General features: G+C 56.2%; 15 protein-coding genes and 2 tRNA genes. 7 read left to right on the top strand and 10 right to left on the bottom strand.

The window, feature by feature from the left end; translation table 11 throughout:
• The first annotated feature begins 7 nt into the window (after window positions 1–7).
• A complete protein-coding gene (locus NHF56_RS07910; RefSeq protein WP_252803153.1) occupies window positions 8–862 on the top strand; it encodes a phytoene/squalene synthase family protein in 855 nt (284 codons plus the stop codon).
• Window positions 863–941: 79 nt separating this feature from the next.
• On the top strand, window positions 942–1,391 hold the full coding sequence (locus NHF56_RS07905) for a hypothetical protein (protein WP_252803151.1): 450 nt from the start codon (window positions 942–944) through the stop codon (window positions 1,389–1,391).
• A 25-nt stretch (window positions 1,392–1,416) separates the two neighbouring features.
• Here NHF56_RS07905 and trmFO read toward each other — a convergent pair whose 3' ends face one another.
• The 3 genes from trmFO to NHF56_RS07890 form a co-directional block, all read right to left on the bottom strand.
• Complete coding sequence (trmFO, locus tag NHF56_RS07900) at window positions 1,417–2,832, bottom strand: methylenetetrahydrofolate--tRNA-(uracil(54)-C(5))-methyltransferase (FADH(2)-oxidizing) TrmFO (RefSeq protein ID WP_252803150.1); 1,416 nt, start codon at window positions 2,830–2,832, stop codon at window positions 1,417–1,419.
• A gap of 140 nt (window positions 2,833–2,972) precedes the next feature.
• Window positions 2,973–3,116, bottom strand: coding sequence for a DUF1127 domain-containing protein (locus NHF56_RS07895; protein ID WP_252803148.1), 144 nt, complete (start codon window positions 3,114–3,116; stop codon window positions 2,973–2,975).
• A gap of 261 nt (window positions 3,117–3,377) precedes the next feature.
• On the bottom strand, window positions 3,378–3,521 hold the full coding sequence (locus NHF56_RS07890; RefSeq protein ID WP_252803146.1) for a DUF1127 domain-containing protein: 144 nt from the start codon (window positions 3,519–3,521) through the stop codon (window positions 3,378–3,380).
• Window positions 3,522–4,448: 927 nt separating this feature from the next.
• On the opposite strand from NHF56_RS07890, the gene NHF56_RS07885 reads away from it, so the two are divergent.
• Together NHF56_RS07885 and tig are read left to right on the top strand one after the other, a co-directional pair.
• A tRNA-Leu gene (locus NHF56_RS07885) sits at window positions 4,449–4,533 on the top strand.
• Window positions 4,534–4,832: 299 nt separating this feature from the next.
• On the top strand, window positions 4,833–6,332 hold the full coding sequence (gene tig, locus NHF56_RS07880; RefSeq protein ID WP_252803144.1) for a trigger factor: 1,500 nt from the start codon (window positions 4,833–4,835) through the stop codon (window positions 6,330–6,332).
• A gap of 97 nt (window positions 6,333–6,429) precedes the next feature.
• Here the strand turns inward: tig and NHF56_RS07875 are convergent, their stop codons facing one another.
• Together NHF56_RS07875 and NHF56_RS07870 are read right to left on the bottom strand one after the other, a co-directional pair.
• Complete coding sequence (locus tag NHF56_RS07875; RefSeq protein ID WP_252803142.1) at window positions 6,430–7,200, bottom strand: enoyl-CoA hydratase; 771 nt, start codon at window positions 7,198–7,200, stop codon at window positions 6,430–6,432.
• 40 nt (window positions 7,201–7,240) lie between these two features.
• The gene (locus NHF56_RS07870; RefSeq protein ID WP_252803140.1) at window positions 7,241–8,302 is read right to left on the bottom strand and encodes an enoyl-CoA hydratase/isomerase family protein; all 1,062 of its coding nucleotides are present in this window, start codon (window positions 8,300–8,302) and stop codon (window positions 7,241–7,243) included.
• A 191-nt stretch (window positions 8,303–8,493) separates the two neighbouring features.
• Between NHF56_RS07870 and NHF56_RS07865 the strand changes: the two genes are divergently transcribed.
• Window positions 8,494–9,279, top strand: a complete 786-nt coding sequence (locus tag NHF56_RS07865) for a hypothetical protein (protein WP_252803138.1) — start codon at window positions 8,494–8,496, stop codon at window positions 9,277–9,279.
• Window positions 9,280–9,418: 139 nt separating this feature from the next.
• On the top strand, window positions 9,419–10,666 hold the full coding sequence (locus tag NHF56_RS07860; protein WP_252803135.1) for a hypothetical protein: 1,248 nt from the start codon (window positions 9,419–9,421) through the stop codon (window positions 10,664–10,666).
• Here NHF56_RS07860 and lipB read toward each other — a convergent pair whose 3' ends face one another.
• From lipB to NHF56_RS07835, 5 genes are all read right to left on the bottom strand, one after another.
• A complete protein-coding gene (gene lipB / locus NHF56_RS07855) occupies window positions 10,667–11,383 on the bottom strand; it encodes a lipoyl(octanoyl) transferase LipB (RefSeq protein ID WP_252803133.1) in 717 nt (238 codons plus the stop codon). It abuts the gene before it with no gap.
• Between the two features lie 91 nt (window positions 11,384–11,474).
• Window positions 11,475–11,559: transfer RNA gene (locus NHF56_RS07850), tRNA-Leu, on the bottom strand.
• A 116-nt stretch (window positions 11,560–11,675) separates the two neighbouring features.
• Complete coding sequence (locus NHF56_RS07845) at window positions 11,676–12,920, bottom strand: HAMP domain-containing sensor histidine kinase (protein ID WP_252803131.1); 1,245 nt, start codon at window positions 12,918–12,920, stop codon at window positions 11,676–11,678.
• A gap of 9 nt (window positions 12,921–12,929) precedes the next feature.
• Window positions 12,930–13,631 (bottom strand): response regulator, encoded by a 702-nt coding sequence (locus tag NHF56_RS07840; protein ID WP_252803129.1) that lies wholly within the window; start codon window positions 13,629–13,631, stop codon window positions 12,930–12,932.
• 45 nt (window positions 13,632–13,676) lie between these two features.
• Window positions 13,677–14,246, bottom strand: coding sequence for a Spy/CpxP family protein refolding chaperone (locus tag NHF56_RS07835; protein WP_252803127.1), 570 nt, complete (start codon window positions 14,244–14,246; stop codon window positions 13,677–13,679).
• Window positions 14,247–14,541: 295 nt separating this feature from the next.
• Here NHF56_RS07835 and mgtE point away from each other — a divergent pair, with 295 nt between their 5' ends.
• Window positions 14,542–15,969: a magnesium transporter gene (gene mgtE, locus NHF56_RS07830; RefSeq protein WP_252803126.1), complete on the top strand. Its 1,428-nt coding sequence runs from the start codon at window positions 14,542–14,544 to the stop codon at window positions 15,967–15,969.
• Window positions 15,970–16,039 lie beyond the last annotated feature (70 nt).

Genomic DNA, 16,039 nt, shown 5'->3' with positions numbered 1-16,039 from the left:
CAAGCCTTTGAGCACATTAAGCGACGCATATGCCTATTGCCTGACGGCGCTCAAGGAGGTGAGCCGCGACCATTATCTCGCCTGCCTCCTGATGCCGGAGGCGATCCGCTCTCAAATGGCAGCACTCTTCCTTTTTGAAATGGAGACCGCGCGCATTCGCGAACTTGTGCGCGAGCCGATACCGGGCGAAATCAGGCTGCAATGGTGGCGCGATCTTCTCGAAAGCGACGGTGACGGCGCAGACAGCGGACCACTGGCCCATGCCCTGAAGGACGTGATTGCGCGCAACAATCTACCGATCAAGCCCTTTCAGGACCTCTTGGATGCACGCATTTTTGATCTCTACGATGATCCGATGGGTAGCGTTGATGAGTTCGAGCTTTATGCCGGAGAAACATCGTCTTCGCTGATTCAGCTTGGTCTCGTTATTTGCGATCCCGAACATGCACGGGAGAATGCAGACGCCGCCGGACATGCCGGTGTTGCCGTAACCGTCGCACGCGTTCTGCGCAGTCTCGCCACAAGCAAGGCGCGCGGTCAGATCTATATTCCCCAGCCGATGCTGACCTCTGTCGGACTTGAACGAGCAGCTTATCTGCAGAGCCAGGGCAACGACGAGAGAATGCGTGCGCTCGTTGAGGTTTTTGCAGGTTTTGGCTTGGACCATCTGGAGAAAGCGCGCCAGGCTTACAAGCCAAGCAAGATGTCGCGCTGGCCTTTCCTGTCTGTCGCGCTCAGCGGCTCAGCTATGCAGCGTTCACGCAAGCGCGGGGCTGCCATTCTCGATGGTGCGCCCGTGGAGCGAGGTCCGCTCGCCCGCCAATGGCGGCTCTGGCGTGCCGCTGTCTCGAACCGGTTTTGACGAATCTTGGCGCATTGTCGCAAAATTCGCGCAAGGCTCTGATGCTATAGCGCGTGGGCAGACAAGAGGTGTTTAAAGCGTGAACTGGGCCAACTTCAACTTGATCGCATTCGGCGTCAGCATCACGATTCTGTCGCTCTATCTGTTCCGCAAAGTCGCAATGATGCAGAACCAGAGCGACGAAATAGGCAATGCGATCCTGACATTCGGCAAGGCGTTTCCCGGCGAGCCGATCCGCGAGGTGCAGCCGACAGCCGATTTCGGCGCGGTATTTTTGCGGCTCTCTGACGGCAAGACCGGATGCATCCAGTCGTTCAAACGGCACTCGGTATGCCGCATATTGAAGCCAGGAACCGTCAATGTGGAGCCGGCAGAAGTCCAAGGTGTCATTCACATCGAATTTGGCGACAGCAGGCTGGAAGATGGCGATTTCAGGTTCCGGAGCGAAGGCGACGCAGCTGAGGTGTCGCTCTGGCTGCTCGGCAGCATTGCTGCTGCCAACGACGCCGAGAAAGCCGGCACCGTTTGACTCACCACTTGAGGGTTCAAATCCCCTAAAACGATTGTTGTTCCAGCCACTGGCGGCAGGCATTGAGCGCACGCGCACTCATGGCCTTCTTCTTGGCGATTGCCTTATCCTTGCCGCGGAAACGCTTGACGCCTTCGGGCTTGACGATCGCGCCTGGCTCCAGTTCGGGAAACAGACCGAAATTGACGTTCATAGGCTGGAACGAGCGCTTGCCCGGCTCATCCTCGGACACCAGATGGCCACCGGTAATATGATTAAGCAAAGCGCCAAGCGCAGTCTCTGCCGGCGGCAGGGGCAGGGGTTTGCCGAGCCGTTCGGCGGCGGCGAACCGTCCGGCGAGAAGGCCGATACTGGCGCTTTCCACATAGCCCTCGCAGCCAGTGATCTGCCCGGCAAAACGAAGGCCGGGCCGCCCTTTGAGGGTCAGGGACTTATCCAGTAGGACAGGCGAATTCAGATAGGTGTTACGGTGAAGGCCGCCAAGCCGCGCAAATTCGGCATTTTCGAGCCCGGGAATCATACGAATGATCTCAGCCTGCGCGCCGTAACGCAGCTTGGTCTGAAATCCGACGATGTTGTAAAGCGTGCCGAGCGCATTGTCCTGACGAAGCTGCACGACGGCATAAGGTTTCTCATCCGGCTTATGCGCGTTTGTCAGTCCCATGGGCTTCATCGGACCGTGACGAAGCGTCTCTCGCCCCCGCTCGGCCATGATTTCGATCGGCAGGCAGCCATCGAAATAGGGCGTGCCTTCCCATTCGTGAAAGCCAACCTTGTCGCCTTCGATCAGTGCATCGATGAAAGCGTTATACTGGGCTTCATTCAAAGGGCAGTTAATATAGTCTTTTCCCGTGCCGCCCGGCCCGACCTTGTCATAGCGCGATTGATACCAGCAGATATCCATATTGATGGATTCGCGGTGCACGATCGGTGCAATGGCGTCAAAGAAGGCAAGCGATTCTGCGCCGGTCTTGGCCGCAATTGCCTCAGCCAGAGACGGTGCCGTCAGTGGGCCGGTCGCGATGATCACCTGATCCCACGTTTCAGGCGGTAACCCGGTGATCTCCTCACGCACGATGGTAATCAGCGGGTGGTCTTCCAGCGCCTTCGTCACGGCTTGTGAAAAGCCGTCTCGGTCAACGGCCAGAGCACCGCCTGCAGGCACCTGGTGTTTGTCCGCGCATTCCATGATCAAAGAGCCGGCAAGGCGCATTTCGGCATGAATGACGCCAACGGCGTTGGTTTGAGCATCATCCGAGCGGAATGAATTGGAGCAGACAAGTTCGGCGAGACCGTCGGTCTTGTGGGCATCTGTCCCGCGCACGCCGCGCATTTCATGCAGAATGACGGGAATACCGAGTTTGGCGACCTGCCAGGCGGCTTCACTGCCCGCCAGTCCACCGCCGATAATGTGAATGGGAGAAATATCTGATGTCGTCATGGGCGCTCATTATCACGCGTAAGCTACGCTGCCAATTGCTGATGCCGGCGTGATTTCGAACTTCGGGAAAGGTTTGCAAACCCCAAAATACAAAACGGCGCCGATGGGCGCCGTTCGACATACTGACTGTGGCCTCCGGATTACCGGAACGAACGCGCAGCAACCGACTCGATATCATAACGGTTGATGCCGATATCGTTCAGGCGGTCGGCCGGCAAACGGCTCAGCGCGCTGACGGTACGACGGTAGGAAAGCCAGTTTTTTGTAAGGCGGATAGGGTTCATCTTCGTTTCCTCGAAAAACACAGGAGCTTCCGGCTCCTTTTCTGTGAGGATAGATATACACCCGCATATTGTAAAAATGGAGTGCAAAAAATGTGCGACTGCTATGCATTTAAGCATAGGATGCACAGTTTTGGATCAATTATTTGGGAATGGCTGCAAAATGATCAGATTTCTACTGGCGCTTTACTCTGACCCCAAATACAAAAACGCCCCCGGACAGGTGTCCTCGGGGGCGCTTTGAAGCAGGCGGTGTATTAGGTCTTAACGAACGGCCTGACGTGCGACTGAGCGAATGTCGGAGCGGGCGATACCCAGATCGGCCAGTTCGCGATTGCTCATGAGGTTCAGTTCGTAAACGGTCTGACGGTACTTGCGCCAATTGTTGTAAGAGCGGGAGATGTTCATCGTATCATCCTTTTTTCATGCGTTAGAAGGTCTCGCTTGGGAGGAGAGCGCCTTCGTTTTCGTTGTCCTTAAGATATATTGCGGCGCGAAAATTAGAAGAGCGAAATGTTCAAAGCACTTATGCGTTCGGCGCATGCCTAATTATTAACGCGTTGTAAATAATATAAAAAAGAGAATGTGGACTGAGAAGCTGCATTGCAGCATTGATGCTCAGCTTATCCAGAGAAGGGTGTTACACATTCCGATCTGCTGCAACTGTCGAGACGTCGAAAACGCATTTTCCAGTCTCTCGCCTTCCACGCGACGCGAGAAACGAATGCGCGTGCAATTCTTCGAGAAAAGGTGCGAGCCATGCGATCTGTCAATTGCGGGGCTCGTCCCCGCCAAGTCTCAACCCCCAGCATCAGTGCGCCTTCAACCTGCCCGACTGGTACATAGAACAAAAAGAATATGAAGGAATTTCAACACCAAAACGCACAACGCTCGCCGGGGGAGGAGGTCCGGCGAGCGTCATATAATCGACTGGCAACTGGGAGGAGGAGTGTTGCCAGCCATAAACGAAGTGAACTGGGAGGAGGAGTGCTCACTTCGAATTCTCTACCGGTTGCCCGGGGCTTCGGAATTGCTTCCGGTGAGGTGCCAAACTCACGCTCGGGAATTTGTTCCCTTCGATGTTTCTTTTATATCGATTAAATAAAAATTGTGCAGTGCAAAATGGTAATATTAGGTATGCGCTAGATGCATATCGTCGTCTTTGTGAGGCCATCTTCGCATCTGATGCTTAACATTTGACTGACGGCCACTCCCCAACTTTAGCGAGACGCCTCGGCGCAGCCGCTTTGGCAATTCCTTCAGATTGGGCTTGCTTCACTCGATACCTTTGATATAGAGGCGCTCAAGTTCGCGGCGGGCCAGCCCCCAACGAACGCGGGTATGGTGAAATTGGTAGACACGCCAGATTTAGGTTCTGGTGCCGCAAGGCGTGGGAGTTCAAGTCTCTCTACCCGCACCAAAGTCCTCTCATGCAGCGCCTTAATTCTTTATCGTGCTGAGGATGGAGGCCAGGGTTGTGGATTTCCCGGAGTTTAATTTCGGCGGCGAGCCGTTGGTGAAGCTGCCACCGCTGAGGCCGCGAAGATGTTTGTGCGGCGCGAAACAGAATTTTAGACGTCTTTTTGGGGTGTGAAACGCATTTTGCTTGCAAAAGCGGGCAGGAATTGCATAAAGCACCCGGCAAACGAAGACTGGCGCTTTTTACCCAGGCAGGGCCTGACGAACAAACAGCGCCGCTTGAAAAACAAAGGTTTGAACATGCAGGTTACAGAAACGCTCGCTGAAGGGCTGAAGCGCGAAATCAAGGTCGTCATCCCGGCCAAGGATATGGAAGCTCAGATGAATGAGCGTCTGGAAGATGTGAAGGGCCGCGTCCAGATCAAGGGCTTTCGTCCGGGCAAGGTGCCGTTTTCGCACCTGAAGAAGCTTTACGGCAAGTCCGTAATGGCTGAGCTCGTCAACGAGATCGTTCGTGACCGTCCCAACTCCATCCTGTCCGAGCGCGGTGAGAAGACTGCAACGCAGCCGGAAATCTCGATGACCGAGGACGAAGCAGAGGCTGAAAAGATCCTCAATGCCGAAGCCGACCTGGAATTCTCCATCGCTTATGAAGTGATTCCGCCGATTGAACTCAAAGACAACTCCGGCATCAAGGTGACCCGCGAAGTCGTAGACGTGCCGGCCGAGGAAGTCGACGAGCAGGTCAAGCAGATCGCGGAAAGCGCCCGCAGCTTTGAAACCAAGAAGGGCAAGGCTGCCAACGGCGATCGCGTGACGATGGATTACCTCGGCAAGGTGGATGGCGTTGCCTTTGAAGGTGGCCAGGCAGAAGATGCAGAACTCGTTCTCGGTTCCGGCCGTTTCATCCCCGGTTTCGAAGACCAGCTGGTGGGCGTGAAGGCCGGTGACGAAACCACCATCACCGTAACATTCCCGGCTGAGTATGGTGCAGCCGATCTTGCCGGCAAGGAAGCCACTTTCGAGATCAAGGTCAAGGAAGTTGCAAAGCCAGGCGAAGTCGAGATCAACGACGAACTGGCCTCCAAGCTGGGTGTCGAATCGGCAGAACGTCTGCGCGAAATCGTGCGCGAGCAGATTGAAAGCCAGTACAGCTCGGTTTCGCGTCAGAAGCTGAAGCGTCAGATCCTCGACCAGCTCGATGAAATGTACCAGTTCGAAACCCCGCAGACCCTTGTTGAAGCCGAATTCAACAACATCTGGGCGCAGATCAACCAGGATCTTGCCCAGAGCGGCAAGACTTTCGAAGACGAAGACACAACGGAAGAAGCAGCGCGCGAAGAATACACCAAGCTGGCGCAGCGCCGCGTGCGTCTTGGCCTGGTTCTCTCCGAAATCGGCGAAAAGGCTGGCGTTGAAGTATCCGAGGAAGAGCTGCAGCAGCAGCTTTACGCGCAGCTGCGTCAGTTCCCCGGCCAGGAAAAGCAGATCATCGAATATTTCCAGAAGACCCCTGGTGCCGCTGCATCGCTGCGCGCTCCGATCTTTGAAGAAAAGGTCATCGATCACCTGCTCACCGAAATCTCGGTAACGGACAAGACTGTTTCCAAGGAAGAGCTTCTGGCCGAAGACGAAGACGAAGGCGACAAGAAGGAAGCCAAGAAGGCAGCGCCGAAGAAGAAGGCTGCTCCGAAGAAGGCTGAAGCTGAAGCAGAGGCAGCTGACGAAGGCGAAGCAAAGCCTGCTGCGAAGAAAAAGGCCGCTCCGAAAAAGAAGGCTGCCGACAAGGACGCTGAATAATCAGCGTATCCCGCGACTGAAGAAACTAAAAAAGGGCCGCATCATGTGGCCCTTTTTCGATTCCAGACGGGGAAGTCTGCTCTGGAGGCAATAGCCTTTAGCGGTGTTTGAAATCGGGTTTGCGCTTTTCGGTGAAAGCGGCCATGCCTTCCTTCTGATCCTCTGTTGCAAAGAGCGGATAAAATACGCGCTGCTCATAATGCAGCCCCTCCGCAAGTGTGGTTTCGAAAGCCCGGTTGACAGCTTCCTTGGCGACCATGACAGACGGTTTGGAGTAGCCCGCAATCGCTTCGGCAGCTTCAAGCGCGGTTTCCATAAGCTTGTCATCAGGCACGACGCGCGAAACAAGGCCTGAGCGTTCCGCCTCCGCCGCATCCATCATGCGCCCGGTCAACACCATGTCCATGGCCTTTGCCTTGCCGATCGCGCGGGTCAGACGCTGCGAGCCACCAAAGCCTGGTATCACTCCAAGCTTGATTTCCGGCTGGCCGAACTTGGCGCTTTCAGAGGCGATGATGAAGTCGCACATCATCGCAAGTTCGCATCCGCCGCCAAGCGCAAAACCGCTGACAGCCGCAATGATCGGCAGGCGATTTCTGGAAATCTCGTTGACGATCCCGAAATGGTCGGTCTTCAGCATGTCAACATAGTTCAGAGCCGCCATCTCCTTGATATCCGCACCAGCAGCGAAAGCCTTCTGCGATCCAGCCAACACAATGCAACCGACGTCCTCGTCACTTGCAAGCGCCTTGAGATGGTTGTGCAACGTCTCCAGAAGCTCGGCATTCAGTGCATTGAGCGCCTGCGGGCGGTTGAGCGTGAGAATGGCAACGCGGCCCCTGCGTTCCAGCAAAACGGTATCACTCATAAAACGACTCCATTGTTTCTAGTTCATTGTCCTGAAGGTTTCAGGAAAAACGCCATTCATCCTCGCCCAAATCCGCAAACATGGACGCGACTTGAGCGGCGTCGACATCTTCTAGGCGGGCAGGCGACCATTTCGGATTGCGGTCCTTGTCGACGATCACGGCGCGCACGCCTTCGTAATAATCGTCGTGGTCGAGCACACGGTGGGAAAAGCGGTACTCCATTTTTAAGCAATCCTCGAGATCGTGATTTTCGGCCTGGCGAAGCGCATAGAAGGTGGCTGCCAGCGAAAAGGGGCTGTTATGCCTGAGTGCCGCCGCAGTCTTTATCGCCCATGCATCGCCGGAGACAGCCAGACGCTCAATGTTCTGCAGACATTCCAGCATGGTTGCGCCGTCGAAGGTGGTATCGATTTCACCCCTCATCTGTACAAGCGTTCCATCCGGTGCCGAAGAGGAAAGGGCTGCAATGGCCTCATCTGTATCTGCTCCATCGGCGAGGCGCTCACATAAAGTCGGTAACCTCTCGGAAGGAATGAAAGCATCGGCGAAATTCGCATAGATCGCGTCGGCGGCGTTCATGCGGCTCGATGTTGTCCCCAGATAGAGACCTGTTTTTCCAGGTGCTCGGGAGAGAAGATAGGTCCCGCCAACATCTGGAAGGAAACCAATGGACGTTTCCGGCATGGCGACCACGGCGCGCTCGGTCACCACCCGGTGAGAGGCATGTCCGGCAAGGCCGACACCGCCGCCCATGGTTATGCCGTCTATCAACGCAACAACTGGTTTGGGGTAGCGGGAAATGAGAAGGTTGACGCAATATTCATCGCGCCAGAATTTGCGTCCTGGGGCAGGGTCTTCTCGTCCGGTATCATACATGAAGCGAATATCGCCGCCGGCGCAAAACGCCTTGTCGCCGGCTGCGTCGATGATCACGGTGGCGACATTGTCGTCCTCTGCCCAGCTGTCCAGAGCGGTGCGAATTGCGCCCACCATCGCAGCATTCAGCGCGTTGAGAGCTTTGGGCCTGTTCAGCCGTATACGTCCCGCTTTGCCTTCCTGCCAAGACAGAAGAGGCGCATCGGTTTGTGATGTTGTATCCATCCCTCAGAATCCTCCCACGTTGAACGTGAACACATGACTAGCGAAAGACACCTATCGAGGGAAGCCTTTCGATTGAATCAAGGCAACCGGGAGGAATTTGGCGAAAGGCGTGTGCCCCACAGTAGAATTTAACCCTTCACTAACCATGTTTCGCAGATCATGCCCCATCTTTTAACGATACAGAGACGGGCATGCGCAAACTGACATTTCATCTCGTCCTTTCCTTCCTTGCCGTTGCGCTTCTTAGTGCATGCGCCCCGCGCAAGCAGACCTATTATCAGCAGAACGTCTTCGAGATCACAGCCGCCAGCATCAGCCTCTCCGCTTCCATCGATCCGGAATTGAAGGCAGAACTGCAGCGCCGCCTTGATGCCTCCATCGAGATCAGCCACCGCGGCGGACCAGTGCAGGCTGCCTATCTGGATGTCGGCATTTTGAACGTCAATGGCGGCCGAGGCCTTGGCTCACGTGAGAACAGAGCGCGGGTCCAGGTAATTGCCCGCAATCCCCAGACGAGCGAGCCCCTGTATCTGACCGACTTCGAAGCCGTCAGTTTTGCAGGTAGCCGCGCATTTGCGAGCGCATCGCTGGCCGAAGCAATTGCAACCCGCATACGCATGGAATTTGCCCTGGCGGCGCCGTCACCCAATGCCATCCGACCGGAACCGCAAATTTCAACGAGGCTCGAGGGCGGGGAGGCTGTTTCCCCCGCAGTGGCCCGCGCCTATCAACCACAAGCCGGCGGTGATGCTTTGCTGAATTCAAGCACACGGTTCGGGTCCGACGGCGAAATCACGCCAGAACCCAAATTGCCCGCTCAAAATGCGGGTCCGGTGCAACTTTATGTCGACGAGAATACCGGTAAGCTCACGGAAATGCCGCCGGAGGAGGATGGTGAGATTGCCGTTGATGGCACTGGTGAGCCTTGTGTCGTGACCTTGGAAAACGACTGTGCCAGCGACCTTCTCAGGCAATAGGCAAGAAAATTGATCAACGCTAAAATGCGAAGCAATTGCAAAGCACTTTTTTGGCTTCCTTAGGGTATCGTCGATTAAAAGACTATGGGGATCGCCGGTTGGTCAATTTAATCCCCGCAGGCGACCGGGAGATTCAAAAGTGTCCACAGCGGCGTTGTTGCTGATCGTCATTAATCTGGGACTTGTCTGGCTGCTGCTTGCCGCGCCCTTGGGCAGGCGCACGATACGCCTGAGCCGCCATCTGGACGCAGCGCCCCAACGCGTCTGGAATGCGCTCAACCCCCTTGGCAAAAATGCTGATTGGCGTGCTTCAGTCGTTTCGACTCGCGCTGTGGCTGAAAACAGGGCGGTGCATGTCCATTCGAATCTGGACCGGACAGGTCAGCCGATCGAGGTTGTTTACCAGGTCGAAGTCGATGGTAACGGAAGCGGCTATATGGCGCAGGTGGTGGAAGATACAGCCCTTGATCCGATCTTCTGGCGGAATTATCGGGAACATTGCACGCTCAGACCTGTGGCTGAAGGAACTGATGTCCTGATCGAGCGGTCAGACCGCTATCGCGGCTTTGCGTTTCTGATTTTCCGCTATTTCAGCTTGAGGCGTGAGATGAATGCCTTGAGCGCCTGGCTCAACGACGGTCGGGTAAAGACAGGCGGCATTTTCGAACATCCGCTCACACAATTTTCCCTTGCCGTCTTCTCCACCATCCTTCTATGGCCGTTCTTCGGCCTGAACCTGACCGGCCTCATGCTTTCCAGCATGTTGACCGTTGTAATTGCGCTCCATGAGCTAGGTCATATGGTCGCCTTCCGGGCATTTGGCCACAAGCGTGTGCGCATGGTCTTCATTCCGCTGCTGGGTGGAATTGCCATTGGCGGTCGGCCTTATAACAGCCGTTTTGAAATCGCCGTTTGCGCCATCATGGGTGCGGGTGTCTCGGGCTTTTTCGTTCCGTTGATCACGGGCGTCACGCATGCAGCCGAAAATGGCTGGTTGACGGCGGAACTGATGCGGCCATCGCTTGTCTTCCTGCTCATCCTCGGCGCATTCAACCTTCTCAATCTGCTTCCCATGCAGCGCTTTGACGGCGGCCAAGCCATACGGCAGATTTTTCGCACCCCCACGCTGCAGGTTGTCGGCAGTTTCCTGATTTCAGGTGCGATCCTGTTCACGGGCTGGGAAATCGGACTGCCGCGTGAAGCCTTGATGACGGCGCTTGCTGTTTTCGCGCTGCTGAGCTTCATGGTGAAAAGCGGGGCCAAACCACGTCACGCAATGATGCCCATGAGCGATCCTGAACGCTTGATGGCCGGACTCGGGCTTTATGCAGCGGTTCTGATCCACGCCTATGCGATCATAAGGGCATGTAGCAAGTTGTTTGCTTAGTCACACAGCGACTGTAGCACCGAAGACCTCTTCGAATGCCTGGCGCAGCAGGACGTCGACATCCGACAGCGAGACAAGGAGACCCAGATCGACAAGGCTCGTGACGCCATAGGCAGAAATGCCGCAAGGGACGATGCCGCTGAAGTGATCAAGGTCGGGATCGACATTGATCGACAGGCCATGGAAGGTCACCCATTTGCGGATGCGAATGCCCAGAGCAGCGATCTTGTCTTCGGCAACCGAACCATCGGGGAGAGGCGGTCTTTCCGGCCTTTGTACCCAGACACCAACCCGATCCTCCCGGCGTTCGCCCTTGACGTTCATGGCATCAAGCGTGCGGATGATCACTTCCTCGAGCGCCGCCACATAGGCACGGACATCCTGCCTGCGCCGCTTCAGGTCAACCATGACATAGGCAACACGCTGACCGGGGCCGTGATAGGTATATTCGCCGCCACGACCGGTCTGAAACACCGGAAAGCGGTCCGGCTGAATGAGGTCACCTGATTCTGCGCTGGTGCCTGCGGTGTAGAGCGGAGGATGCTCCAGAAGCCACACAAGTTCGTCTGCCTCGCCGGCTGCAATGCTGGCAACCTCAGCTTCCATGAGTGATACGGCTTCGTCGTAGGGTACCTGTCCGTTTGACACGCGCCAGCGAACGGGCGGCGCGCCTGCGGGGGGCAGCATCGTTCTTTCCAGGTCTTGTCGCAGCATCATCCATTCCTGTCTCGGTGGCCACAGTGCGAAAACGATATGGGGGGTGCTGATGACAAAGGCAACAAAAAACCCGGCTAAAAAGCCGGGTTCTTGGTGCGGTCGAGAAGACTCGAACTTCCACGGGTTGCCCCACAGCGACCTCAACGCTGCGCGTCTACCAATTCCGCCACGACCGCTGACCTGGTAGGCCGGATTGCTCCGGCGCGGCTGCATGTAGCAAAAGGCGTTGGGCTGCACAAGTGGATAGTCATAGTTTTTTACCCAGCGGTGAAAGTTTTTCCTGGTGACCGTCCTAAGCGACTGGAAATTCAACCACAAATCCTGCTCCGCCGTCTTGCTGATCCTGATATCGCACCGTGCCGCCATGAGCCTTGGCAATCTGGCGGACAAGAGCAAGGCCAATGCCCCAGCCGCCGGATGATTCCGCTCGTCCGGCGGGCCGATAGAAGGGTTCGAAGATCCGTTCGCGCTCGGCTTCCGATATACCGTCACCATGGTCGCGGATGATCAACGAGACCGTGTTCGCCCGCAGACTGATGTGGGCCTCGAATGGCGGTCTGCCGTGTCGCGCGGCATTTTGAAAGAGATTGCGCACCAGGCGACGAACAAGTTTTGCATTGCCACGGATGATCACCGGCTCGCCGGAAATATCGGCATTGAAATGGGCGCCTTCTTCCGCCACCAGGGAAACGAGTTCCAACGGCTCATGCGCTGCTTCATCCTGCTTGCTTTCCAGCCTGCTCATGATCAGGATTTCTTCCACCAGTTCATCCAACTCCGCCAAATTCTTGAGGATCTCATCCTTCAACGTGTCGCTGGGGGCCTCCTCATACATTTCCGTTGCCATCCGCAATCGGGCGAGCGGTGAGCGCAATTCATGGCTCGCATTGGCAAGCAGGCTCTTCTGTGCGGTGATCAACTGCTCGATGCGGTCTGCTGCCATATTGAAGGTTTTTGCTGCTTCCGCGATTTCGTCGCGGCCCTCCACAGCAACCCGGGTGGACAGCGCGCCCCGGCTCCAGATTTCCATCCCGTCACGCAAATTGGTGAGCCTTCGCGTCAGGTAACGGGCAACCGGATAGGCAGCAGCGCCCACAGCCGCGGCAATGACGACGATGATAAACGCAATATTGCGCCGCGGATTGCGGAACGGCGAGCGCAAATGCATGATGACTCGCATATTGTGGTCCGTATTCAGCACATAGGTTCTGGTTCCCGAGCGAAAGCCCTCAGGCTCGGTTGGCACCGTGTTGTAGGGCAGGTGCTCACCAGAACTGGCCACAAGCCGACCCGTGGCGTCATATACAGAGATATCGGCATGAAAAACACGCGCCACGCGGCGAACGGCGCGTTGCACATTCTCCGGCTGGTCCTCCGGGCTGAGCAACAGCCCCATCACCTGGCCCAGCTGCGCACGCAAGGGGTCGCGCTGATCAAAGCGCCCCATGCCTGTGAGCGTCACCAGGATAACGGCCGCAATCGCCAAACTTGCGATGATGAGAGCGTAAATCTGCAGGAAGAGCGAGCGCCGGATCATGATGTTTTCTCAGATGTCATTCTGGTTTCGGGCAAACACATAGCCGGCACCGCGCACCGTGATGATGCGCCGCGGATGCTTCGGGTCCTTCTCAATTGCTGCACGGATCCGGGATATGTGTACGTCTATGGAGCGGTCAAACACATCCAGCTCCTTGCCCTTTAGCAGATCCATCAGCTGATCGCGGCTGAGGACTCGTCCAGGATGTTCGGCGAAGGCGCAAAGCATGTCGAATTGATAGGCAGTAAGCGACTTTGGCTCTCCACCGACCGAGACAAGGCGCGAATCCGGGTCAATGACCAGTTCGCCGAATTTCAGCACTGAAACGGTTTCTGCCTGCGACGTGTTGCTTGCACGGCGTAAAATCGCCTTTAATCTCGCCAGCAATTCCCGTGGGTTGAAGGGCTTGGGGAGATAATCGTCCGCGCCAAGTTCAAGGCCAACGATCCGGTCCGTTTCTTCCCCCTTTGCGGTGAGCATGATCACAGGCACATCGGATGAAAGACGGATTTTGCGACAGACCTCGAAACCGTCCGTATCCGGCAGCATGATATCGAGAATCACGGCATCCGGTTTCTTCTGTTCGATTTGCGAAAGGCCTTCGGCTCCGGTGACCGCCGTTCTGGCATCGAAGCCTGATTTTCCAAGGTATTCAGCAACCATGGCGGAGAGGCGCGTATCATCGTCTATGATCAAAACCTCTGCCGCCATGTTTTATTCCTCATTTTTACCAGCCGGGATCAGCGGCTTATAGCATCAATTGCGCCAGCCGTGGCCACGGTCGCCGAAGAACATGCCGCCGCGCTCGGAAGCAAAATCGGCCACTTTCGTCCGCTGCTCGGGCGTCAGCACCTCAACAGCGTCGAGAAGGGCTGTCTGGATCAGTTGGCGGCTGTCGTCGCGCATTGCGTCGCGGCCTTCAAGCAGGTTTTCCGCAGCTGCCCGGTCGAACTCCGGCGCTTTGAGAAGTTTTGTGACTTCTGCCTGCATGTCCTTGCGATTGTCGGTGCGCGCATCACGCTTGGCCTCCATGTCATCACGCACCTTGGTGAAGATGGCAGTGATCTTTTCCTTCTGCTCGGGTGTCGCGTCGATCATCGACAGGAATCGGTCAAGCCGCTCGCCTGAAAATGCACGATCAAAGCCGCCACCCATGGGCCCGTGGCCACCCCGGCCCATCTGCTGACCGTATTCTCCGTTGCGTCCGCCGTCTTTCCAGCCTCCTGCACGGGCTGCCGTAAAGCCGGTGCCGGCGAGGGTAGAAAGCGTTACCACGCCGACGATGAGGGTCTTCTTCCAGGTGCTTGTCTTTTGTGAATTTGTCATAATCGAAACTCCTCTTCTGCTGTCATGCCGACGGATCGGCTCGTTTTCGATAGTGACAATCTGGACAAGGAACGTTTCGCCTATTCGCGGCGTTTGTAAAGAAGTGTGTCGCTGAAAGGGAGATTTGGGGGCAGGGCAGGCCAAGACCAGATTTCTGCCGAAAAACGACAGCATTTCAATAAGAAATTTCAATACGATCACCGCCAAAGGTAGACCTTTTGTCTGTTTTCGGTTAGCAGAACATCAGGCGTGTGCGCCTGCTGAACAATCATCAAACCAATAAAGAGGGACGCCGATGACCGAAGCCGGCGAGCAGGAAGGTGAGCGCGCACATTTCGAAGATGATGTGAGTGAAATCACCGGCATCTACGACGAGGACGGCTTTGTTCGCAAGGACTTCCTTGCCCTTGTCGGTGCTGCAATCGCAGATCGGGATATCCTCTATCTGCGCCACAATGTTGCTGACCTCCACGAATCGGAAATCGGCGACATCATCGAGTCCCTGAATTCCGACCAGCGCCACGCCCTGATCCAACTGCTCGGCGACGACTTCGACTTTACAGCTTTGACCGAGGTGGACGACACCATCCGCCTTGAAATTGTCGAGCAGATGTCGAATGAAAAAATCGCTGAAGCGCTCGGCGAAATGGATTCGGACGACGCCGTCTACATCCTGGAAGACCTCGACGAAGAGGATCAGGAGGAAATCCTCTCCAAACTGCCGTTTACGGAGCGGGTGAGGCTGCGCCGGTCGCTGGATTATCCTGAAAGCTCGGCTGGCCGACGCATGCAGACGGAGTTTGTCGCTGTGCCGCCGTTCTGGACGGTCGGCCAGACAATCGACTACATGCGCGAAGACGAAGACCTCCCGGATTCATTTTCGCAGGTTTTCGTCATCGATCCGACGTTCAAGCTTTTGGGTGCGGTCTATCTCGACAAGATTTTGCGCGCGGCGCGCTCCACCCGTATCGAAGACATCATGCACGAGACAAATCATCCCGTGCCGGCCGAAATGGACCAGGAAGAGGCGGCTCAGCTCTTCGAACGCTACGACCTTCTGTCTGCCGCCGTCGTTGATGAAAATGAGCGGCTTGTCGGCGTGCTCACGATTGACGATGTGGTGGACGTGATCCAGGAAGAGGCCGAAGAAGACATCATGCGCCTTGGTGGTGTGGGCGACGAAGAACTGTCCGACTCCGTCGGCAGTGCTTCGCGTTCGCGACTTCCCTGGCTTCTGGTCAACCTTGGGACGGCAATACTGGCTGCGAGTGTGATCTCCCTTTTCGATGCGGCTATCGAAAAAGTTGTGGCGCTCGCCGTTTTGATGCCGATCGTGGCAGGCATGGGTGGGAATGCCGGTTCGCAGACCATGACCGTGACAGTGCGCGCGCTCGCAACCCGTGATCTCGATATTTACAATGCAGGCCGCATCATCCGGCGTGAAGCAGGCGTTGGGCTGTTGAATGGCGTGGTATTCGGCGGGCTGATCGGCATTGTGGCTGGTGCCTGGTTCCAGAGTGAGACCATTGGCGGGATCATCGCCGTTGCCATGGTGGTCAACATGATGGCCGCAGCACTCGCCGGCATCTTGATACCCCTGCTCCTCGACAAGCTTGGAGCCGACCCGGCCGTTGCTTCATCCGTATTCGTCACCACGGTGACCGATGTTGTTGGCTTCTTTGCGTTTCTCGGGCTCGCAGCCTGGTGGTTCGGCGTTTTCTGATGGCCTGTTGGAAATGTCGTTTGATTGACTTTTACGTTAAGGTCAATTAAGTTTCCGTTCTATCAAACGG

The sequence above is a fragment of the Rhizobium sp. L1K21 genome (genome assembly GCF_024055895.1).
Taxonomy (GTDB): domain Bacteria; phylum Pseudomonadota; class Alphaproteobacteria; order Rhizobiales; family Rhizobiaceae; genus Ensifer_A.
This window is presented reverse-complemented; position numbering and strand designations above follow the sequence as displayed.

Excerpts from the sequence above, each read along its gene's own strand:
- NHF56_RS07875 (WP_252803142.1), bottom strand. The coding sequence starts at position 7,200 with ATGAGTGATACCGTTTTGCTGGAACGCAGGGGCCGCGTTGCCATTCTC.
- NHF56_RS07845 (WP_252803131.1), bottom strand. The coding sequence starts at position 12,920 with ATGATCCGGCGCTCGCTCTTCCTGCAGATTTACGCTCTCATCATCGCA.
- NHF56_RS07870 (WP_252803140.1), bottom strand. The coding sequence starts at position 8,302 with ATGGATACAACATCACAAACCGATGCGCCTCTTCTGTCTTGGCAGGAA.
- NHF56_RS07890 (WP_252803146.1), bottom strand. The coding sequence starts at position 3,521 with ATGAACATCTCCCGCTCTTACAACAATTGGCGCAAGTACCGTCAGACC.
- NHF56_RS07895 (WP_252803148.1), bottom strand. The coding sequence starts at position 3,116 with ATGAACCCTATCCGCCTTACAAAAAACTGGCTTTCCTACCGTCGTACC.
- trmFO (WP_252803150.1), bottom strand. The coding sequence starts at position 2,832 with ATGACGACATCAGATATTTCTCCCATTCACATTATCGGCGGTGGACTG.
- mgtE (WP_252803126.1), top strand. The coding sequence starts at position 14,542 with ATGACCGAAGCCGGCGAGCAGGAAGGTGAGCGCGCACATTTCGAAGAT.
- lipB (WP_252803133.1), bottom strand. The coding sequence starts at position 11,383 with ATGATGCTGCGACAAGACCTGGAAAGAACGATGCTGCCCCCCGCAGGC.
- NHF56_RS07865 (WP_252803138.1), top strand. The coding sequence starts at position 8,494 with ATGCGCAAACTGACATTTCATCTCGTCCTTTCCTTCCTTGCCGTTGCG.
- NHF56_RS07835 (WP_252803127.1), bottom strand. The coding sequence starts at position 14,246 with ATGACAAATTCACAAAAGACAAGCACCTGGAAGAAGACCCTCATCGTC.
- NHF56_RS07840 (WP_252803129.1), bottom strand. The coding sequence starts at position 13,631 with ATGGCGGCAGAGGTTTTGATCATAGACGATGATACGCGCCTCTCCGCC.
- tig (WP_252803144.1), top strand. The coding sequence starts at position 4,833 with ATGCAGGTTACAGAAACGCTCGCTGAAGGGCTGAAGCGCGAAATCAAG.